The sequence below is a fragment of the Bacillus sp. FSL M7-1020 genome (assembly GCF_038050415.1).
Lineage (GTDB): Bacteria > Bacillota > Bacilli > Bacillales > Bacillaceae_G > Bacillus_A > Bacillus_A toyonensis.
In genome coordinates, this window is the sequence record NZ_JBBOTW010000001.1 from 195,031 (window position 1) to 216,943 (window position 21,913).

Here is a 21,913-nt window from a genome sequence, read left to right on the forward strand (position 1 = left end):
AATCTCCTTTAGTTTGAAAGATTTCTTACTATATATAATACAAGAAAATTCTAAAAATATATATAAATATAAAGTAAAAAGAGAGCTCAAAATGTATTGAGCTCTCACATTTATTTAATGGAAGAAGCGAACTGTTCAACTGTAGTTGTATGGTGTATACGAACACGTTTCATTTTTAGCAACTCATCTGGTTCACCTTTCGTAATGAACTTTCCAGGCTTTGTTGTCGTCGCAAATTGATAATATTTCTTCGTTTCTGTAATGACTTTATCATCTACATGGCCGAATGGATAAGCAATTGCGATAACGGGCTTACCTGTTATTTTTTCTAGCTTTTCTTTCGATCCTTTTAATTCTTCTTCGTAGTTTGTAATCTTCGGTAAATCAGCATGTGTTGCTGTATGAGACTGCACTGAGAAAATACCGGAATCAACCATTTCCTTTATTTCATTTGTAGAGAGAGAACTTTCAACATCGACATTATCAACAATCATATATTCTGTTGCTGTCGGCTTGAAAGTATCGTCTTTTAGTTTTTGCAAAATATGAAATGCAGTCATATTATTTTTCATACCATCGTCAAATGTAACAAAAATTGGCTTGTTGACTTTATTAATATCGCCCCAGCGTTCAAACGTTAATAATGTATAACCGTTATCTTTTAAATATTTCATTTGGCCTTCAAAGTTAGCAGGTGATACGAATAAGTCTTTAATGCCTTGTCCATGATAATCATCGATTGCATGGTACATAAGAACGGGAACCTTTTGCTCGAAAGTAATAGCAGATTTTGTGAGTGAGATGATTTTTCCATCTTCCTTGACTCCTGTTGCTTCAATTTGGAACTCACCGCGTTTTCCTTCAAATTCTTTTATGTCAAATGGAAGTGTAAATTGTTTCTCCTTTTCTTTAGAAGAAAAAGATTTAGCATGTTCCTTTCCATCCGCAGTGCGCCAAATTTTATATTGTACTTCGGTTAGAGAATCTTTTATTTCTGTAATATGGATACTTGTGTTTGTAGAATCGTGTGTAATCGGATTATAAGAAATTTTACCTTGTTCTTGCACAGTCTCCTCTTGTTTTTTAACTTCTTGAACCTTTTTCTCTTTTTTAGGTTCTGGACTTATAGTGCTAGTATTACATCCTGCTAGAATAGCAGACGTACATAAAGCAATTGTTGCGTATTTTCTCATAAAATCACCTTCTATTGTGTAGTATGTTGCATACTTATATTTAAAATCCCCACCGCTGTAAGAGCGGTGGGGACTTACCCTTGTTTATCGTATCATTTTTAGATGGGGGATAGGTTAGTGACTGTAAACAGATCTCTTCTTTCATTTTTTAGTAAGATTTAAAATATCTTATGGTTTACTTTATAAGAGATGCGAATTTCTCCATTGACATATCAGGTCCTACAAAATGGCGTTTAATTAAGAGTTGCTCGTTTGGGGTGCCTTTTGTAATATGATTGCCGTGATCGGTAGTTACTGCGAACTCATAATGTTTTTTTGTTTCTTCGACAGCTGGGTCATTATAAGAGCCGACTGGGTAGGCGAGAGCGATGACCTTTTTACCGGTAAGAGTTTCAATTTTTTCTTTAGAACCGCTTAATTCCTCATCATAATTACCTGAATGAGCCATCATTGTATGATTTGCAGTATGAGATTGAATAGAAAAAATACCTGAATCTATCATTTGTTTTATATCATCTGTTGATAGACGGTTCGGTTTGTCTATCTCATTTGAAGTAAGAAATTCAGTTGCTGCAGGTTGGAATGTATCATCTTTTAATTTTTGTAAAACATGAAGAGCATTCATATTATTTTTTCGACCATCATCCATTGTTATAAAAATAGGTTTATTAACACGGTTTATATCATTCCAACGTTCAAATGTGAGCATCGTATAACCGTTATCTTTTAAATACTGCATATGTTTTTCGAATTGTTCAGGCGGTACGTATAAGCCGTAATCACCATCACCTGGTCCAGGGTATTTTTCAATCGCATGATACATCAAAAATGGTACATGTTGCTGGAATGTAATTTTAGATGTTACTAGATTTGTTTCCGTATTATCTTCTTTAATCCCTACTGTTTCAATTTGAAATTCTCCACGTTTTAAATGAAATGTTTTTAAATGAAGTGGGAGGGCAAAATCACGATCTTTTTCTTGTGAAGTAAAAGTTTGTTTGCTTTCAGGTCCATCGGCAGTACGCCAAATATTGTAACGTACTTGTTTAAATGAATCTCTTAAGTTTTTTGTATAAAGCGTGGTGTTTTGTGCGTTATATTCATACGAATCCCATGTGATAGCCCCTTGCGTTAAAGGGATTTCTACTGTTTTTGCTTGTGCTTTTTTTGGTTCAACTGCTTGTTCCGCTGTTGTTTCTTTTATTTGTTTATCACTAGCATTACTAGTGTTACAACCTACGAGAATAGCAGAGGAAAGTAAAGCGATATATGTATATTTCTTCATTCTATCATCCTTCTATTGTGTTTTAATTATAGTCACTTATACCCTTGTCCATCATATCATCATAGAATATATAGGGGAATACATTTTTGGAATAATTCGGAAAGGGGTCTTACGTTTTTTTGGAGTAGTTTATATATAGAAGATAGTAAAAAACTCCACTCAAACTTCATTTAGAAAAATAGAAGTAAGGTGGAGTTTTTTATTAGATAAATAATCCAGCGATTGTCGCAGATAAAATAGAAGCAAGTGTTGACGCGAATAGCATTTTCCAACCAAATTTAGATACGACGCTTCCTTGTTTTTCAGAAAGGGCACGGATTGTACCAACAATCGCACCAATTTGGCTAATACTTGCGAAGCTAATTAAGAATACTGTAACGATTCCAACTGTACGTGGAGCTAATGTTGTAACTGTTTCTTTTAAATCAAGGATTGCTACAAACTCGTTTAATACAATCTTCGTACCCATAATACCACCAGCTGGGATAATATCTTGAGTTGGAATACCCATTAAGAATGCGAATGGAGCAAGTATATAACCGAAGATTTGTTGTAACGTAATAGCATGTCCCATTGCACCTGAAGCTGCGCTAATTACGTAGTTTACAACTTCCATAACACCGATGAAAGCAATCATTAATGCAGCAACGATCCCAGCTACTTTTAACCCGTCAAGCGCACCGTTAATCATTGCGCCAATAAAACTGTCTCCAAATAGAGTTCTATCAAATTTTTGAATCACTTCGTCTTCTTTTTTCGTATCAACTGGTGTTAATAACGAACAAACGATTAAGCTTGAGAATAAGTTTAGCGGAAGAGCAGCTAGTACATATTTCGCATCTAACATCATTACGTATGATGCTGTAACAGAAGCAGAAACGGAGCTCATCGCAGAACAACAAATAATAAACATACGGTTTTTGTTAAAATGCTGTAAATCATTTTTAATAACGATTAACGCTTCACTTGAACCGAAGAATACAGAGTTTACTGCGTGGAATGATTCAACGCGTGGTAAACCAGTAATTTTTGAAATTGCACCGCCGACAACGCGAACAATAAATGGTAAAACACCTAAATAACTAAAGATCGAAAGTAGTGCTGAGAAAAATACGATAATTAATAATACATTTAAGAAAAAGACAAAATCTCTTTGAATCCCATTAAAGAGAAAATCGACACCTGTCGTACCAAGTTTAATTAGTTTGTTGAAAACTTTACTAATGAAAATAATGATTTGTTGACCAACCTTTGTAGCAAACATAAACCAACCGATTAAAATTTGGAAACCAATCATAATTGCAATTGCGCGGAAGTTGATTTTACTTTTGTTGTTTGACAAAGCAAAACATAAACCTAAAACGACAAGAATACCGATAATGCTCATTACATATTGCATGTAGTTGCCCCTTTCAGAAGTTCGTATAAAGTTTGTACATAAAACGCTCGTTATATTACTAAAAATAAAACAAAGAGGTTTTATGTCATACGTAAGATGTCTGACCTTTTAGAAAAGTAAAAATAAAAAAAGACCCATATGGATTCACTTTCATCTATGAGAGAAAGCTAATCAATATGAGTCCTTTTTTGCGCATAGGCTAATATTCATTAGTTTTCCCCATAGTCCAGCAATTTAAGGTTGCCGGGTAGAAACTCTCGATCCATATTATCGAGTATATATGAGGTAACATCGTCCGTATTAAATTAGTAGTAGCGTAACATTACTAGAGAACTATCGTCAATAGCTTTTTTTCTTCCAATAGAAATAGACCATATAAGTATGATAAAATGTAACGCAGTGTTATGAAAAAGAGAGGTCGGAAAATGAGTACAAAAATGACGCCACCAGTTGAAAAAAACGAGTTTATAGATGTAGTATTTGAAGATTTAACACACGATGGTGCCGGTGTTGCGAAAATAAAGGGTTATCCTATTTTCGTTAAAAACGGACTACCAGGTGAAGAAGCACAAATTAAAATTATTAAAGTGAAGAAAAACTTCGCGTTTGGTCGTTTGATAAAACTTCATACAGAGAGCCCGTATCGTAAAGATGCAGAATGCCCAGTATACAACCAGTGCGGCGGTTGTCAGCTTCAGCACTTAACATATGAAGGACAATTACAAGCGAAAGAAAAACAAGTACGTGACGTTATGCAGCGTATCGGCGGGTTAAGCGATGTCCCTGTTCATCCTGTACTAGGCATGAAAAACCCATGGGTATACCGTAATAAAGCACAAGTACCGATTGGGGAACGTGAAGGCGGACTTGTAGCTGGCTTCTATCGTCAAGGAACGCATGACATCATTAATATGGAATCATGCTTAATTCAGGCAGAAGAAAACGATGCATTAATTCAAGAAGTGAAACGTATTTGTGAGAAACATGGTATCTCGGCATACAATGAAGAGCGTAACAAAGGAACACTACGCCACGTAATGGCTCGCTACGGACAAGTAACAGGGGAAATTATGCTTGTCTTCATTACACGTACAGCAGAATTACCAAACAAAAAAGCAATCATTGAGGAAATTGCAGCGAAATTCCCAGAAGTAAAATCAATCGTTCAAAACGTAAATACGAAACGAACAAACGTTATTTTCGGTGATACAACGACAGTACTGTACGGATCAGAATATATTTATGACTTTATCGGTGACATTGAATTCGCGATTTCAGCACGTTCATTCTATCAAGTCAACCCAGAACAAACGAAAGTGCTATACGATAAAACGCTAGAATACGCAAAGTTAGATGGTAACGAAACAGTAATTGATGCATATTGCGGAATCGGATCAATCTCTTTATTCCTAGCGCAAAAAGCGAAAAAAGTGTACGGCGTTGAAATCGTCCCAGAAGCAATCGAAGACGCAAACCGTAACGCAGCACTAAACAACATGACAAACGCTGAATTTGGCGTAGGAGAAGCAGAAGTAGTCATTCCAAAATGGTACAAAGAAGGCGTAATCGCCGACACAATGGTCGTAGACCCACCGCGTAAAGGTTGTGACGAAGCGCTATTAAACACAATCATCGACATGAAACCAAAGCGCGTCGTATACGTATCATGTAACCCAGCAACATTAGCACGCGACTTAAAAGTACTAGAAGAAGGCGGATATAAAACACAGGAAGTACAGCCTGTTGATATGTTCCCGCATACGACTCATGTGGAGTGTGTGGCTTGGCTTAAGTTGGTATAATAGAAAAGCAGTTGATATAGGAAAAATCTATACCATCTGCTTTTTGCTTTACAAAAATACCATTCATAAGCGATTTTAGTTAAAATAAATATTGCTGATTTTCACAAATTATAAATTGAGAGTTTGAAATTGCATTCATAATGAGAGGATTTGAATTTGAAATGATAGATAATTTTTGGCGTGAATTACCACGACCATTTTTCGTACTTGCACCAATGGAAGATGTGACAGACGTCGTTTTCCGTCACGTAGTAAGTGAAGCTGGCCGACCGGATGTATTCTTCACAGAGTTTACAAACTCGGATAGCTATTGCCATCCAGAAGGTATGAAAAGTGTACGTGGCCGTTTAATTTTTACAGAAGATGAACAACCAATGGTAGCACATATTTGGGGAGATAATCCTGAATATTTTCGTCAAATGAGTATAGGTATGGCAGAGTTAGGATTTAAAGGTATCGATATAAATATGGGATGCCCAGTACCGAATGTAGCATCGAGAGGAAAAGGTAGCGGCCTTATTCTACGTCCAGACGTTGCAGCAGAATTAATTCAAGCAGCAAAAGCGGGCGGATTACCTGTCAGCGTAAAAACGCGACTTGGCTTTAAAGAGTTAAGTGAGTGGGAAGATTGGTTAACGCATATTTTTAAACAAGATATTGCAAACCTTTCTATTCATTTACGTACAAGAGAAGAAATGAGCCAAGTAGATGCGCACTGGGAACTAATTCCGGAAATTAAAAAATTACGTGACCGCATTGCACCAAATACGTTAATAACAATCAATGGAGACATTCCTGACCGTCAAACTGGAATGGAACTTGCTGAAAAATACGGTATTGATGGCGTTATGATCGGGCGAGGTATTTTTAAAAATCCGTTTGCTTTCGAAAAAGAGCCAAGAGAGCATAGCAGTAAAGAACACTTAGATCTTTTAAGACTACAGCTTGATTTACAAGATCAATATGCAGAAGTACTGCCACGCTCAATCACGGGACTTCATCGCTTCTTCAAAATTTATGTAAAAGGATTCCCTGGAGCTGCGGAACTAAGAAATCAATTGATGAGCACGAAATCGACTGATGAGGTGCGTGCGTTGCTTGATAAGTTTGAGGCAAGTGTTAACACGGCTGGAGATAGTGAAACAGTGTAACTTTTGAAAGTTAGAGCTGCTGGGGTGTATCGATTTTATGAGCGTTTGTTTCAGTTTAATTAAGGTGAGCTGTATCATAAGTAATTGAGGTATTCTATGTAAAACAGGGGGAAGAAAAGAATACAGGAGAAAATCGGAAATGGCAGGTTGATCTTGATTTTCACTGATATTATCATGTTTATTTTATTATGCCTATAATTGGAGGCCATGTGAATGTTAAGTGATCAGGCGAGATATTCTAGGCTCGCGAATATAACAAAAATAATAAATACAAAATTAGAACTACGTGAAGTATTGCAGCGTGTAACAATGGCGATATCAGAGGAGATTGTTAGGTGCAATGCTGTTGGAATTTATTTACCCCAGGAAGATGGAACATTTAGAGGGTTTGCAGGAAAACCAGAGACCATAAATGGTGTAACGCTCGATACGCAAGTAATTGATCCTGAAATAGACTTACTGGCAAAAGAAGTTATTGAAACCAAAAAAACGATCTATATTCCTGATACCTCAAAGGATCATCGGCCGGATCCTAGACCAGTTGATGCGTTCAAAATTAAGTCCTTATTAGCCTTGCCTATCTCATTCGGGCAAGAGTTATTTGGTCTGGTTTTTTTATTTGATTATGGAACTCCAATGAACTTAACAGATTCAGAAATTCAAAGTGTTGAAGCTTATGTAAATATGGCTGCGGTCGCAATTCAAAACGCAAATAATTTAACACAAAAGGAAAACCTTATTGCCGAGAAGCAGTTGTTACTAAATGTTACCCGTGATTTATCAATGTGTTCCTCGATACAGGAGAGTTTTGATAAATGTTTTTTTTACTTAGGACAGATTTTAGAGAGTAAAAACGTGGCTGCCCACCTTTTAGACCCGTTAGACAAAAAAACGATTAAAACAACGAAGTTAAGTAAGGACTGTAATTGGACAGAAGTGGATTGGATGGAAAAAAGCTATGACGCCAAAATCCAAGAGGTTATTCAAACAAAAAATATAGATAGTAAGGGTCTTTTGATGATCCCATTGGTTTCAATGGGAGAAGTATTAGGGGTAATTGTTGTTGGTAAAGAGGGAAAATTTTATAATTACGATAATTCCCAAATTCAATTGGCAAAATCTATCGTTGATGCCACAGCTCCTACGTTTTCAAACTTGTTATATATGGATCAACTTGAAAGCATGGTGGAAGAGCGAACGAGAGAACTAGCTGCTGCTAATGAAAAAATTACAAGTGTGATCGAAAGTATTACGGATGGATTCTTTACTTTGAATAATAAATGGGAATTTACGTACGTAAATAAGCATCAATATTTTCCACAAAGAAAAACAGCAAAAGATGTATTAGGCAAGAATATACGGGAGGTTTTCCCGAGTAGCGTCGACACAGTTATGTATAAGGAATTTCATAGTGCAATGTCAGAGCGAACTACAGTTCATTTCGAATTTCTTTCTATATCTGATGAATATTGGTACGAAGTTAGTGCATACCCGTATGATGATGGTATTTGTTGTATTTTTAAAAACATAACGGAAAAAAAGCAATATGAGCAGGAATTGAAAAGGTTATCAAACATAGATTTAATAGGGCAAATGGCAGCAGGTATTAGCCATGAGATTAGAAATCCAATGACAACAGTACGAGGATTTTTGCAGTTATTAAAAAAAGAGAACATCTATGAGAAACATAATAAATACTTTAATTTAATGATAGAAGAACTTGACCGCTCCAATTCTATTATTACTGAATTTCTCTCAATGGGTAATACAAAGAAATCGGATTTGCAGATGTTAGATTTAAATTTAATTATCCATGATACGATTCCTTTAATAAAGATTGATACGCATAATCAAAATAAATATATTCAAGTCGATACAAATGACATTCCGGAATTACTTTTAAATCGTAACGAGATACGGCAATTATTAATAAACCTATACCGTAATGGCTTAGAAGCGATGAGCACAGGGCAAGTTCTAACCATCAGTACCTACAAGGAAGGTCAAAATTGTGTGGTGCTTGCAGTGCGTGATCAAGGAAAAGGTATCAGACCTGAAGTATTAGAGAAACTGGGTACTCCATTTTACACGACCAAAGATAATGGAACTGGATTGGGGCTAGGTATATGTTATGCCATTGCTGCCCGTCATAATGCAAAAATAGAAATTCAAACAGGATCGGAAGGCACGACTTTTTTTGCTAAATTTAACTATGCAAATAATAAATAATAACCTCGTTTAGATTAGTTACGGTGAACCGTAACGCAAATAAAAAGTAAAACCTAAGTAAACATAATCAATATATTTCACCTGAATTTTGCGTAACATTCATGTTTGAGTTGCCCACTAAATTAGAGTTGCATAAAAAGAAATGGACTAACCTATATTAGGTTAGTCCATTTTCAAGTGTGTTAATTAATAGTGAATCTCCCTTCTGTACTTTTAGGAGCTTTTCGGTATTAGCTCCTGACTCTCCATATGTATATTCTGTTAGCATTGGGTCCTCATGTCCGAAATTTCGTTCAGCATTTTTATACCCAATTAAATAATTTAATTGGGTATAAATGGATAATACCAAGTGCCTAAACAACATATGTTGCTGTTTTAAAATCATCCCCAAAAGCATTAATCCACCTAAGACTACAAAACCTCCCCCTAAAATGTTAAAGTAGTAACTTGACGACATTAATTTATACATGCTAAAAGCATTACTATAATCAATATTTCAGGAGGCAAAACAATGGCAATGAGCAACAACGATATATTAAAGAGAGTAAGATATGCTTTAGATATAAGAGATATAGATATGGTGGAAATCTTTAAACTTGGCGGGATGGAAGTAACGAAAGAAGACGTAGTTGATATGCTTACAAAAATAAAAAGAGCTCCTCAGCATGAACCTGAAGATGCTGATATAATCGAAGATGAGTACGTAAAAACATGCGATATGATGATGTTAGAGGCATTTTTAAATGGATTTATTACTTTAAAAAGAGGAAAGCAAGATCCGAAACCAGGACAACCGGCACCTGTACAGAGCAAGGAGAGTGCCAATAACCTTCTTCTAAAGAAAATGAAAATTGCACTATCGTTAACGACTGAGGATGTGCTTGATATATTAGATAGCGTAGGAGTTACGGTGACAAAAGGAGAATTAGGCGCCTTATTAAGAAAGAAAGGCCATAAGAATTACAAAGAGTGCGGCGATAGATACGCAAGGAATTTCATTAAAGGATTAGCTGTAAAGTATAGAGGATAATGAGTTTGTTAAAGCAGTAAATGATATAATAAGTAGAGTAGGACGTTTGTATCCTACTCTTTTTTATTTGTAAAATAATACGCTAGGTGATGAAATGATACATACATATTTAGGTGAGACAATTAATTTTCATATAACTTATAAGAAGAAAAAGTCCGTGCGTCTTTTTGTAGATTCGTACGGAAATGTGGAAGTGCAAGCTCCAAAAGGGACACCTGTTGAATACTTAGTCCAGTTGCTAGAGGAGAAGTGGGATTGGATTCAGAGAACCCGTAAGGAAATGCAGGAGCGAGTGCTTGGACCACAGGAAAAAGATTATGATCAAGGAGAGGAATTTCTGTATTTAGGAAGTACGTATCCGATACAGATTTCTCAAGATACAAGTATGGAGCAAGACAATGCAGTGTTTGAAGGGGATAAGCTACATATTTATGTGAAAGAGCTTAAGGATGAGAAAATACAACAAGCTTTAAAACGATTTTATTATAAGCAGTGTAAAGCGCTAGTAGAGAAGAGTATTAAAGCGCATCAAAGTAATTTTAAAACAAAACCGCGATCTATTCGTATTACAGATAGTAGTCGTACGTGGGGAACTTGTGATTCTAATTTACAATTAACATTTAATTGGAAGCTAGCGATGGCACCACAGCGAGTGATTGACTATGTAGTTGTTCATGAAATGTGCCATATGGTTCATTTAAATCATGATCGTTCTTTTTGGCGCCTTGTCGGAAAGATAATGCCTGATTATAAGGAAATGGAGAATTGGTTAGCGTTATCTAGTTGGAAGATGACGATTTAGGAATATCGATTTTTGTCGGTAAATCGATATTCCTTGTCGAATCGTTGATATATTGTGAGTTTTGATAGATATATTTGAAAAACCGTTGATATATTGTAAGTTATGATAGATATATTCGAAAAATCGTTGATATAATTTCATTTACCACAAAATTGTTCAAAGGATCGAAAAAAGGAGATGTCACAAGGGACATCCCCTTTTTTCGAGCATATAGATTATCGCCCAAACTTCACAATGAAAGTATCTGCTGTTTTCTCCATCTCATACCCACGATACCCCTCCGAAAGCAAAGCCTGCTGTCCATTAGCATCACTCATTAGAATACTTTGAACATCTGTCCAATCTCTTTCTTTATCTCTGCGCAATTCCTTCACAAAAACATACCGCATACTACCACCATACTTCTCTTTCAGCGCAGCAATCTCCATCCCTTGCGCAAACTTATCCTTCAAACTTGGAATGTTAAAAGGAGCAACCGTGCAACATACATAATCATATTTGCTATCTTCTTTTTGCAATTCTTCCATAATGACTTTTGCTAATGTTTTTTGCATCCCATTTCCTCGGCAGTTCGGATGAACGTTTGAGATTTCTTGATAGATAACTCTTTGTAGTTCGCTTTCGTGTAATCCGATATCGAGTCCTAAATGTTCATCGTCGATAGGAGGGACGAGTAGAGCACGAAATGCGACGAGTTCATTTTCGATAAAAGCGCCAATCATCATGCCGTTTCCTTCTAGAATATATTGAAATTCTTCTTGTGAGAGTGGTTGTAAACGACTTTTATCTTCCAACGCTTCAACTATAATGTTTTGTAATGATAAAATTTGTTCGATGTGCTTTCTTGATAGTAATGTAACGTGAAATGGTTGTTCGTTTTGTTTTAATGTTCCTTCATATAGAACAGTCATGCGTTAGTCCTCCTTTAGCGTACAACGTCTTGAAAGACGGTTAGTTCTTGTAATGTATCTTCATTTATTTCAATGCCGAGTCCTGGCTTTTCGTTTAAGCGAATAAATGGTACGTCGTAATGTAAGTTTCCGATGTCTTTCGTGAACTTTAATGGACCTGTAAGTTCAACACTTGTAATGATTTTTTTTGAGAAAGCGACGTGGAATCCTGCGGAAGAGGCAACGGATGATTCGACCATTGATCCCACTTGGCATTCAATGCCGGTCATTTCTGCTTGATGAGCGAGCTTTACTGCGGGATATATGCCGCCGCATTTCATTAGTTTTATATTTACTTTATCAGCTGCGTCTAATTTAATAATTTGGCGCATTTCACGAGAACTTTTTAATCCCTCATCAATCATAAGCGGAAGGTCTGTTTTCGAACGAATACGAGCCATTGCGTCAATATCATCGGCTACAACAGGTTGTTCAATCCAGTCGATGTTTAAATGTCCTAATGAACGAAGTGCAGTTAATGTATTTGCGCTATTTTTCCAGCCTTGGTTCACATCAACACGAATGGCGATGTCATTTCCTACACGTTCACGCACAGCTTCAATTCTTTTTACATCTTCTTTTACATTCGTACCGACTTTCATTTTGAAAGATTGATAACCTTTCTGAATCATGGAAGCAGCTTCTTCCGCCATATCTTCTGGAGGAGCAATGCTTAAAACGTGAGTGATAGGAAATTCTTCATGGTAGCGCCCGCCAATTAATTGATATACAGGTTGTTTTAGTTTTTTGCCCATTATATCAAAGCAAGCAATATCAATCGCAGCTTTTGCTGTAGGCACACCGTAAATGGTATTGTCCATTATGTCGTGTATTTTTTCGATATTCATTGGATTTTTCCCGATTAGAACAGGAGCTAGCGTATGTTTTAAAGTATGGAAAGTACTTTCCCATGATTCACCTGTGACGTGATCATCAGCAACGCCTTCACCGTAACCGATAATGTCTTCGTCTGTTTCCATTTTGACGATAATAGAAGGCATATCAGAATAAGAACCATAACTAATAACAAACGGATTGCGAAGTGGTAAACGAATTGCGTAAAGATGAATAGCTGTAATTTTCATTGAATAGAAACCCCTTCCTGTTTACAATAGTTTTATACATTTGATATAGTTGACGTTAAATAGTCGTTAATTAATAATAAGGAGTTAGAGAAAATGATAATAAAAATTGCAGTTGTCGGTTCAAAGGAGTTTATGGAGAATCTTTTCCCTATTGCTCATAAATTAGAAGAAATAGAAATTGATCCATATGTTTACCTTCATCCGGCAGAATCTTCTGAACTATTGAAGCGTTTAAAGCCTTGTGATGTTATCTTTTTCTCAGGTGCCTTACCTTATTATATGGCAAAAGAAATAAGAGAACAATTACGAATTCCAAGTACGTACTTACAGCAAGATGAGACAACGGTTGCATCTTCACTTCTTTCTGTCATGTATCATCAAGGTATTCAACCGCATAAAATTTCAATCGATTTAGTAGACCGTTCGTTTATTACAAATGTATGCCGCGATATCGGTATAAAAGAAAAGCCACAAGTGTTGGATTATGAAAATATGTTGTGGAGTAAAGAGGAAATAAATAGAGTCATTGATTTTCATGTAGCTAAATATCAATCCGGAGAGGCTCATTTAGCTTTAACTAGTATTCACGCTGTTTACGATGAGCTTCAAAAAATAGGTGTTCCTTCAGAGCGTATGATTGATCCAACACAGTCCATTATACATGGGCTAAAAGATGCAAAAATAAAAGCTGAGTTAGCAAAAAGCTATTCAGCTACTGTTGGTGCTTGTATTATTTCTTCCTTAGAATTACGAACGAGTGTGCTTGAAAAACTAGATGTCATTTCAAAAGAACTACGTGGTTCATTTAAACAAGTGGATGAAATGACATGTATTTTGTATACAACTCGTGGTGATATCGAATCGATTATTAAAACAAATGCGATACATAACTTGTTTGCGAGCGTAGAAGGAACGATAGCTATTGGATTTGGTTATGGAAAAACCGTGAAAGAGGCGGAGCAAAATGCAAAAATTTCTCAAAGTTTTGCAAAGAATAATCCAATAGATCGTTGTTTTTATATACTAACAAGTGATAAAGATTTATTTGGTCCGTTCCCGAAAGAACAGAGAGTACAAAGTTTGAAAAATGATAATCCGGAACTAATGAAAATAGCGAAGGAAACGAAGCTTAGTCCGGCCAACTTGTCAAAAATCATTCAATTTAGTCAATCGCATCCGTCATTGAAGTTTACAGCAGCTGACCTTTCTGAGTACTTACAAGTGACCCGGCGATCGACAGAAAGATTGTTAAAAAAATTAGTTGATTACGGGTATGCTCATATTTGCGGCGAGGAAATGCCCTATCAACAAGGGCGACCTCGCGCACTATATGAACTGAATTTACCGCTATTTTTAAGCTTCTAGTTGCGCTTTTTGTTTCTTTAGTAGTTCTGCTTTTTCAATGTCTGATAGTTTTACAATTGTGAAGCCTGTTATACCATAAATGATTGAGATAATAGGTACGATGAAATTCAAAATAGCATAAGGGGCATATTCAAATGCACCTACGCCAAGTGTAGCGAGAATAAATACACCGCACGTATTCCAGGGAACGAAGACAGAAGTTAATGTTCCGCCATCTTCTAATGCTCTGGATAAATTTTTTGAATGTAGTCCTTTTTCTGTGTATGCATTTGCGTACATTCTTGAAGGAACAACAATTGAAATATATTGTTCAGAGCAAGTAAGGTTTGTTGCAAAACAAGATGCGATAGTAGAAGCGATAAGCCCTTTTGCTGATTTTGCTAACTTTAAAATTTGATTTACAATTGAGCGAAGAATACCTGTATGTTCTAATACTCCTCCGAAAGTCATAGCGACAATTGTCATAGAGACTGTATTCATCATCGAATCTAAGCCACCGCGGTTAAATAGTTCGTCTACTAGCTTGTTTCCAGTGTCTATAACAAATCCAGCTTGGAGTGCACCGACAGATGCTGAGACAGAACCACCTTGAATAAAGACTTGTGATAAGAATCCTAAAATAATACCGACGAGAATGGCTGGTATGGCAGGAACCTTTTTAGCGACCAATACCATAACGGCTACGGGTATGATTAATAGGAAAGGTGAAATAACAAAGTTTTGTTGTAAGACTTGTAATGTTTGATCGATGCTTTGCGCATCAATATTGTTATCACCGAAGCTTCTTCCTAAGAAAGCATAGACGATAAGAGTAATAATTAAACCTGGAATTGTAGTAAATAACATATGACGAATATGTGCGAATAAATCTGTATTTGTTAATCCTGCGGCTAAGTTTGTTGTGTCTGAAAGCGGTGACATTTTATCGCCAAAATAAGAGCCTGAAATAATGGCACCAGCAACCATTGGAGCTGGAATACCCATACTTAGACCAATGCCCATTCCGGCAACACCAATTGTTCCCATTGTAGACCAAGAGCTACCAATCGCTAATGCAACGATAGAACAGATAATGGTAATGGATACTAAAAATAGTGATGGAGTTAAAAGTTTTAAACCGTAATAAATCATTGTTGCGACGATTCCACCGCCAATCCAAGCACCGATTGTTAAGCCAACAAGAATAATAATGACGATAGCGGGTAATGCAAGACGAATCCCTTTATACATTGCTTCTTCAAGATCATTCCATTTGTAACCGTAACGCCAAGCGACGATAGAAGCAACGGTCGTACCGATAATAAGTGGAACGTGAGGGCTTTGTTTTAATACAACAATTGTAACCATCATAACTGCAACGGTAATGATAATAGGGATAATCGCTATTCCAAAAGGTATTTCTTTTTTCATAAATTTCCTCCTTGTTACGTATGTTTGTTTGTATTTTTTAGAATTGTCGTAAAATAGACGGTTATTAGGTTATGATAACTAAAAATATATGTAAGCGTCAACAAAAAAACAGAAAATAAGGAATATTCTAGTTGTTTATTCAGTTTGTAATATAGATACAGAGTAAGCTTTTAAAAAGTTTAAAAATAAACAATTGACTTTTTTCTTAAAATTCAATATGTTCATAAAAACATCTGTTTTTCATAAGTATAATTAACCTGAATGGTTTGTAATTTGGGAAGGAGAATGGAGCTTTGAAAACATTAGAACTACAAGAGCGTTTAACGGAAATTTTTCAGCATTTACATGAAAACCCTGAAGTAAGTTGGAAAGAGTATGAAACGACAGCTTATATTACTAACTTTTTAAAAGAAGAAGGAATTTCATATAAAACATTTGATGATTGCCCAGGCGTAATCGCTGAGATTGGAAATGGGAACCCGGTTATTGCGATTCGTGCTGATATGGATGCACTTTGGCAAGAAGTAGATGGAGAATTTAAAGCGAACCATTCGTGTGGTCATGATGCTCATATGACGATTGTAATGGGGCTTATTTTACAATTGAAAAATATGAGATGGGATAGTGGAACGGTTAGATTTATTTTTCAACCGGCAGAAGAGAAGGGAAATGGTGCTTTAAAGATGGTAGAGAAAGGTGCTGTAGATGATGCTGATTTCTTATTCGGTGTCCATTTACGACCAATCGAAGAATTATCTTTGAAACAAGCAGCCCCATCTATTCGTCACGGAGCAGCAAGATTTCTAGAGGGTATGATTCATGGGGAGGATGCACATGGGGCAAGACCACACCAAGGTGTGAATGCAATTGATGTCATTTCCATGATTAATATCGGTTTGAAAAATATATGGTTGCCGCCACAAAGTTCATATTCAGTGAAGATGACGCGGTGCCAAGCTGGTGGAGATAATTTAAATATCATTCCAGGTAACGGCCATTTTAGCTTAGATGTAAGAGCGGAGAATAATACATTATTAGAAGAATTAAAGAAAAAGATAGAGCATGTAATAGAATCAGCCGCATCAATGGGATCGAAAACTTCATACGAATGGATTGATCTTGCTCCAGGAGCAGAGGTGTCAGAAGAAGCGGAGCGTTACATGCGTAAAGGCATTCTCGAAGTGTATGGAGAAGAGCAATGCACAGGGCCGCTTTATACGACAGGAAGCGATGACTTCCATTACTACACAGTGAAGAGACCACATTTAAAAGCTGTCATGCTTGGACTAGGAGCAGATCTACAACCTGGATTACACCATCCGCATATGAGGTTTGATCATAGTTGTATTATGGATGGGGTAGAAATATTGAAGCAAACTGTATTGAAAGTGTTAGAAGACAGGGGCTAGAGAGCTCCTGTTTTTTTATCGTGAATTGACGGTAAATCGATATATTTGAAAAACCGTTGATATATTTTGAGTTATGATAGATATATTGAGAAAATCGTTGATATATTTGAAGTTACGATAGATATATTAAGAAAATCGTTGGTATAATTTCACGTACCTATTAATTTGATGAAAAATGAGCCTCCAGTACATGGTGTATAATAATAAGTACCATTTTTTAATAGGAGAAAACGAATGAACGAACAATATTACGATGCAGTTTTACATATAAAAACAGTCGGTGAGCAAAAAGGGTTTAACAAGTCTATGCATTATCACCGCTATGAACCGACGCCGTATAGCGGGTTAGATGAGTTATTGAATCAATATGAAATACGAAGTAGCGACCGAATTGTAGACTTTGGGTGCGGAAAAGGGCGATTAAACTTTTATATGCATCATAAATGTGGTGCTTCAGCAGTTGGAATTGAAATGAATGAAGAGTTTTATAAAGAAGCGATGGATAATAGAGATCGTTATGCACGAAAGGCACGAAACAGTAAGGGGAAAATTCAATTCCAATGTTGTTTAGCGCAGGAATATGAGATTGATCCACATGATAATAGGTTTTATTTCTTTAATCCGTTCTCTGTGCAAGTGTTTATGAATGTAGTCAATAACATTTTGCTTTCGGTAGAAGAAACGGGGAGAGAAGTGGATATTATTTTATATTATCCTTCTGAGGACTATATTTTCTTCTTAGAAAATCAGACTGCGTTTGAGCTGAAGAAAGAAGTTAGATTGCCAGGTGCTTATGAGAAGAATGGGAATGAGAGGTTTTTAGTGTATACGTTAGGATAATAAAAAAGCAGATGCTAAGGCACCTGCTTTTTTATTAGTTACGGATTAAGTAATCAAATGCGCCTAAAGCAGCGTTTGCACCTGAACCCATAGAGATGATGATTTGTTTGTACGGATTATTTGTACAGTCACCTGCAGCAAACACTCCTGGTACGTTTGTAGCGCCGTGCTTGTCTGTTACGATTTCACCGCGAGCGCGTTCAACTGTTTCGCCTAACCAGTCTGTGTTTGGCACAAGACCGATTTGAACGAATACACCTTGTAATTCAACGTGATGAACTTCTTCAGTTTCACGATCGATGTAAGAAATACCGTTTACTTTGTCAGTACCAGTGATTTCTTTCGTTTGAACGTTTTTCAGAACAGTTACGTTTGGTAAGCTGTTGAGACGCTCTTGTAATACAGCATCGGCTTTTAATTCTGGCATGAATTCAAGAACAGTTACGTGCTTAACAATACCTGCTAAGTCGATAGCTGCTTCAATACCAGAGTTACCTCCGCCAATAACTGCTACATCTTTTCCGATGAATAATGGGCCGTCACAGTGTGGGCAGTATGCTACACCTTTATTTTTGAACTCAGCTTCACCTGGTACGCCAACATTACGCCAGCGAGCACCTGTAGAAACGATTACGCTCTTACTTTTCAGAATAGCGCCGTTTTCAAGTTCCACTTCAATAAGTTCTTTTTTCTCTAAACGTTTCGCACGTTGTAGATTCATTACATCGATGTCGTATTCTTTTACGTGCTCTTCAAGGCTTGCTACTAGCTTAGGACCTTCAGTGCGTTTTACGCTGATGAAGTTCTCAATACCCATAGTATCCATTACTTGACCACCGAAGCGCTCAGCAACGATACCAGTGCGGATGCCTTTACGTGCTGCATAAATTGCTGCACTTGCACCAGCTGGGCCGCCACCAACAACAAGAACATCGTATGGATCTTTATCAGAAAGCTCTGATGCATCTGGACCGTTACCCATTTTAGCTAAAATTTCTTCAAGTGTCATACGACCGCTTCCGAAAGATTCGCCATTTAGGAAAACTGTTGGTACTGCCATGATGTCTTTGCTTTCTACTTCCTCTTTGAATGCAGCGCCATCAATCATAGTATGTGTAATACCAGAGTTAAGAACGCTCATTACGTTAAGAGCTTGTACAACATCAGGACAGTTATGACAACTTAGGCTGATATAAGATTCAAAATGATATTCGCCTTGAATGTTTTTAATTTGATCGATTAATTTTTTTTCAACTTTTGGAGCACGTCCACTAACTTGTAGTAAAGCTAACACTAATGAAGTAAATTCGTGTCCTAATGGAATACCAGCGAATACTACACCAGTGTCTTCATCAGGGCGATTTACACTAAAGCTTGGTGTTCTCTCTAGTTCAACTTTTTCTACTGTAATCTTTGATGACATAGTAGCTAATTCATCTACTAGAGATAACATATCTTTAGATACATTATCGTCTCCTGAGCTAACTTTAAGTAAAATATCGTTCTCCATTAACTGAAGGTATTGGGATAGTTGTGTTTTTATATCTGCATCTAGTATCATTTTGATCGAACTCCTTAGATTTTGCCTACAAGGTCAAGGCTTGGTTTAAGTGTTGCAGAACCCTCTTGCCATTTAGCTGGGCAAACTTCACCTGGGTTGTTACGTACGTATTGAGCTGCTTTAATTTTGTTAACAAGAATGCTTGCATCACGGCCGATACCGTCAGCGTTGATTTCCATAGATTGGATAACGCCGTCTGGATCGATGATGAATGTACCACGAGCAGCAAGACCTTCTTCTTCCATTAAAACGTTGAAGTTTGTAGTGATTGTGCGAGTTGGGTCACCAATCATAATGTATTCGATTTTACCGATAGTTTCTGAGCTATCATGCCATGCTTTGTGAGTGAAGTGAGTGTCTGTAGATACAGAGTATACTTCAACGCCTAAGTCTTTTAGAGTTGCATATTGGTTTTGTAAGTCTTCAAGTTCAGTTGGGCAAACGAATGTGAAGTCAGCTGGGTAGAAACAAACTACACTCCATTTTCCTTTTAAACTTTCGTCAGTAACTTGGATAAATTCTCCATTATGGTAAGCATTAGCTTTAAACGGTTTTACTTCTGTGCCGATTAATAACATATTAAATTTCCTCCTAAATGTTGGTTTTGAGCATCAAAAAATAGTTTGCTCATAAAATATATTTTTTAATTAACTATAATAATTCTAATTCGATATTAATTATCATATAGAAGTGGTTATTTTGTCAAGAGAATAAACCAACTTTATACCAATTTAATTAATATTTATTCTCAATTAAGGTTGTTAGGGAATGAAAAGGTAATTTTCATGTCATAAATTTTCAATGAGTGTTTGAAAGAGTAGTGTGTATGTTAGAGACATGGTGTAAGTATAAATTCTTAGGAAGGAGATATTTCTTAGAAGTTGTAGATTTGAAAAGGAACTGCTTATTTCTATTTTACAAAGAATTGTGCGATAAATAAAATAAAATGAATCGGAATCTTTTTGAACAATTTTTGTCCGCTCAAATATATAATTAGGAAGTATATTGCAATGATAATTAGAAACATTGACTCAAAGTGCTAACAAGATATAATAAAATCTAGATATATCTTTCAAAAAGAAGAATATATAATATAGGATGAAAAACATTCAACCTATTATTTTTTTATAGCCTTTAGAAAACGCTTACAATTAGTGTGGGAGGGGAAACCATGTCTAAGTTCACGAAGTATTTTTTAATGGAAGATAAAGATGTGATTGCATATGTGAAAGAGAAATTATCTAAGTTTGAACATGCAAAGGGGTTACAGTGTAAAGAAATAGGTGATGGTAATTTAAATTATGTGTTCCGCGTTTGGGATGAAAAAGAGACTATGTCTGTCATCGTAAAGCAGGCCGGGAATACAGCACGTATTTCAGATGAGTTTAAGTTGTCGACGAATCGTATTCGTATAGAATCAGATGTTTTGCAGTTAGAGGAGGAGTTAGCACCTGGGCTTGTTCCAAAAGTATATTTGTTTGATAGTGTGATGAATTGTTGCGTGATGGAAGACTTATCAGATCACACAATATTACGTACAGCACTTATAAATCATCAAATATTTCCGAGGCTTGCTGAAGATTTAACTACTTTTATGGTAAATACTCTTCTATTAACATCAGATGTTGTAATGAATCATAAAGAGAAGAAGGAACTTGTGAAGAATTATATAAATCCAGAGTTATGTGAGATTACAGAGGACCTCGTATACTCTGAACCATTTACAAATCATAATAAACGTAATGAGTTATTTCAATTAAATGAAGGATGGATTAGAGAGCATATTTATAGTGATAAAGAGCTTCGTATGGAAGTAGCGAAACTTAAGTTTTCTTTTATGACGAATGCGCAGGCGTTGCTTCACGGTGATTTACATACTGGTTCTGTTTTCGTAAAAAGTGATTCTACAAAAGTTATTGATCCTGAGTTTGCTTTTTATGGACCTATGGGATATGACATTGGGAATGTAATGGCGAATTTAATATTTGCTTGGGTGAATGCAGATGCAACGATGCTACCTGGAACTGAGAAAGATACGTATATGGATTGGCTAAAAACGACGATGGTAGAGGTAATTGATTTATTTAAGAAGAAGTTTTTAGTTGCTTGGGATATTCATGTGACAGAAATCATGGCGAAGGAAGAAGGCTTTAATGGCGTATATTTACAATCTGTGTTAGAGGATACAGCTGCAGTGACGGGTCTTGAGTTAATTCGTCGTATTGTTGGATTAGCAAAAGTAAAGGATATTACTTGTATTGAGAATGATGAAGCACGTGCTAGAGCGGAGCGAATTTGTCTTCAAGTAGCGAAGAAGTTTATTTTACGAGCGAATCAATATAAAACAGGTACGAGTTTTGTAGAAATGTTAAAAAAACAGTCCATTCATAGCGCGAAGTAAG

Annotated in this window: 18 protein-coding genes and 1 riboswitch; of the genes, 9 read left to right on the forward strand and 9 right to left on the reverse strand. The window is 36.2% G+C overall.

What is annotated here, in order from left to right:
- Window positions 1–110 precede the first annotated feature (110 nt).
- The 3 genes from MHB70_RS00990 to MHB70_RS01000 form a co-directional block, all read right to left on the reverse strand.
- Window positions 111–1,193, reverse strand: coding sequence for a polysaccharide deacetylase family protein (locus MHB70_RS00990; RefSeq protein WP_001233762.1), 1,083 nt, complete (start codon window positions 1,191–1,193; stop codon window positions 111–113).
- A gap of 175 nt (window positions 1,194–1,368) precedes the next feature.
- Window positions 1,369–2,478 carry a polysaccharide deacetylase family protein gene (locus MHB70_RS00995; protein ID WP_000760986.1) on the reverse strand — a complete coding sequence of 370 codons (1,110 nt, stop codon included), beginning with the start codon at window positions 2,476–2,478 and terminating at the stop codon, window positions 1,369–1,371.
- Between the two features lie 202 nt (window positions 2,479–2,680).
- Window positions 2,681–3,877, reverse strand: a complete 1,197-nt coding sequence (locus tag MHB70_RS01000; protein WP_001200495.1) for a NupC/NupG family nucleoside CNT transporter — start codon at window positions 3,875–3,877, stop codon at window positions 2,681–2,683.
- A 202-nt stretch (window positions 3,878–4,079) separates the two neighbouring features.
- Window positions 4,080–4,181: riboswitch (purine riboswitch) on the reverse strand.
- 121 nt (window positions 4,182–4,302) lie between these two features.
- Here MHB70_RS01000 and rlmD point away from each other — a divergent pair.
- The 3 genes from rlmD (at window position 4,303) to MHB70_RS01015 (ending at window position 9,059) form a co-directional block, all read left to right on the forward strand.
- Window positions 4,303–5,679, forward strand: a complete 1,377-nt coding sequence (gene rlmD, locus MHB70_RS01005; protein WP_061529447.1) for a 23S rRNA (uracil(1939)-C(5))-methyltransferase RlmD — start codon at window positions 4,303–4,305, stop codon at window positions 5,677–5,679.
- Between the two features lie 161 nt (window positions 5,680–5,840).
- Window positions 5,841–6,830 (forward strand): tRNA dihydrouridine synthase, encoded by a 990-nt coding sequence (locus MHB70_RS01010; RefSeq protein WP_000566715.1) that lies wholly within the window; start codon window positions 5,841–5,843, stop codon window positions 6,828–6,830.
- Between the two features lie 213 nt (window positions 6,831–7,043).
- Window positions 7,044–9,059 (forward strand): GAF domain-containing sensor histidine kinase, encoded by a 2,016-nt coding sequence (locus MHB70_RS01015; RefSeq protein ID WP_061529446.1) that lies wholly within the window; start codon window positions 7,044–7,046, stop codon window positions 9,057–9,059.
- 157 nt (window positions 9,060–9,216) lie between these two features.
- Here MHB70_RS01015 and MHB70_RS01020 read toward each other — a convergent pair whose 3' ends face one another.
- Complete coding sequence (locus MHB70_RS01020; RefSeq protein WP_000924185.1) at window positions 9,217–9,456, reverse strand: hypothetical protein; 240 nt, start codon at window positions 9,454–9,456, stop codon at window positions 9,217–9,219.
- Between the two features lie 114 nt (window positions 9,457–9,570).
- On the opposite strand from MHB70_RS01020, the gene MHB70_RS01025 reads away from it, so the two are divergent.
- Both MHB70_RS01025 and MHB70_RS01030 read left to right on the forward strand, forming a co-directional pair.
- Complete coding sequence (locus tag MHB70_RS01025) at window positions 9,571–10,089, forward strand: YehS family protein (RefSeq protein WP_001251732.1); 519 nt, start codon at window positions 9,571–9,573, stop codon at window positions 10,087–10,089.
- 94 nt (window positions 10,090–10,183) lie between these two features.
- The gene (locus tag MHB70_RS01030; protein WP_000582098.1) at window positions 10,184–10,891 is read left to right on the forward strand and encodes a M48 family metallopeptidase; all 708 of its coding nucleotides are present in this window, start codon (window positions 10,184–10,186) and stop codon (window positions 10,889–10,891) included.
- Between the two features lie 215 nt (window positions 10,892–11,106).
- Here the strand turns inward: MHB70_RS01030 and MHB70_RS01035 are convergent, their stop codons facing one another.
- Complete coding sequence (locus MHB70_RS01035) at window positions 11,107–11,802, reverse strand: hypothetical protein (protein WP_000217535.1); 696 nt, start codon at window positions 11,800–11,802, stop codon at window positions 11,107–11,109.
- Between the two features lie 14 nt (window positions 11,803–11,816).
- Window positions 11,817–12,926 carry a mandelate racemase/muconate lactonizing enzyme family protein gene (locus MHB70_RS01040; RefSeq protein WP_061529445.1) on the reverse strand — a complete coding sequence of 370 codons (1,110 nt, stop codon included), beginning with the start codon at window positions 12,924–12,926 and terminating at the stop codon, window positions 11,817–11,819.
- A 93-nt stretch (window positions 12,927–13,019) separates the two neighbouring features.
- On the opposite strand from MHB70_RS01040, the gene MHB70_RS01045 reads away from it, so the two are divergent.
- The gene (locus MHB70_RS01045) at window positions 13,020–14,291 is read left to right on the forward strand and encodes a hypothetical protein (protein ID WP_061529444.1); all 1,272 of its coding nucleotides are present in this window, start codon (window positions 13,020–13,022) and stop codon (window positions 14,289–14,291) included.
- Here the strand turns inward: MHB70_RS01045 and nhaC are convergent.
- The gene (gene nhaC, locus MHB70_RS01050) at window positions 14,280–15,701 is read right to left on the reverse strand and encodes a Na+/H+ antiporter NhaC (protein ID WP_000711508.1); all 1,422 of its coding nucleotides are present in this window, start codon (window positions 15,699–15,701) and stop codon (window positions 14,280–14,282) included. The two genes, MHB70_RS01045 and nhaC, sit on opposite strands and share 12 nt — an antisense overlap.
- 293 nt (window positions 15,702–15,994) lie before the next feature.
- Between nhaC and MHB70_RS01055 the strand changes: the two genes are divergently transcribed.
- Window positions 15,995–17,110, forward strand: a complete 1,116-nt coding sequence (locus MHB70_RS01055; protein ID WP_000853538.1) for a M20 peptidase aminoacylase family protein — start codon at window positions 15,995–15,997, stop codon at window positions 17,108–17,110.
- Window positions 17,111–17,344: 234 nt separating this feature from the next.
- Window positions 17,345–17,950, forward strand: coding sequence for an SAM-dependent methyltransferase (locus tag MHB70_RS01060; protein ID WP_001005626.1), 606 nt, complete (start codon window positions 17,345–17,347; stop codon window positions 17,948–17,950).
- 34 nt (window positions 17,951–17,984) lie between these two features.
- Here the strand turns inward: MHB70_RS01060 and ahpF are convergent, their stop codons facing one another.
- Both ahpF and ahpC read right to left on the reverse strand, forming a co-directional pair.
- Window positions 17,985–19,511, reverse strand: a complete 1,527-nt coding sequence (ahpF, locus tag MHB70_RS01065) for an alkyl hydroperoxide reductase subunit F (protein WP_000599519.1) — start codon at window positions 19,509–19,511, stop codon at window positions 17,985–17,987.
- Window positions 19,512–19,525: 14 nt separating this feature from the next.
- The gene (ahpC, locus tag MHB70_RS01070; RefSeq protein WP_000924420.1) at window positions 19,526–20,089 is read right to left on the reverse strand and encodes an alkyl hydroperoxide reductase subunit C; all 564 of its coding nucleotides are present in this window, start codon (window positions 20,087–20,089) and stop codon (window positions 19,526–19,528) included.
- 593 nt (window positions 20,090–20,682) lie between these two features.
- On the opposite strand from ahpC, the gene mtnK reads away from it, so the two are divergent.
- Entirely contained in the window at window positions 20,683–21,912 is a 1,230-nt protein-coding gene (mtnK, locus tag MHB70_RS01075) for an S-methyl-5-thioribose kinase (protein WP_000033270.1), read from the forward strand.
- The last annotated feature ends 1 nt before the right edge of the window (window position 21,913 follow it).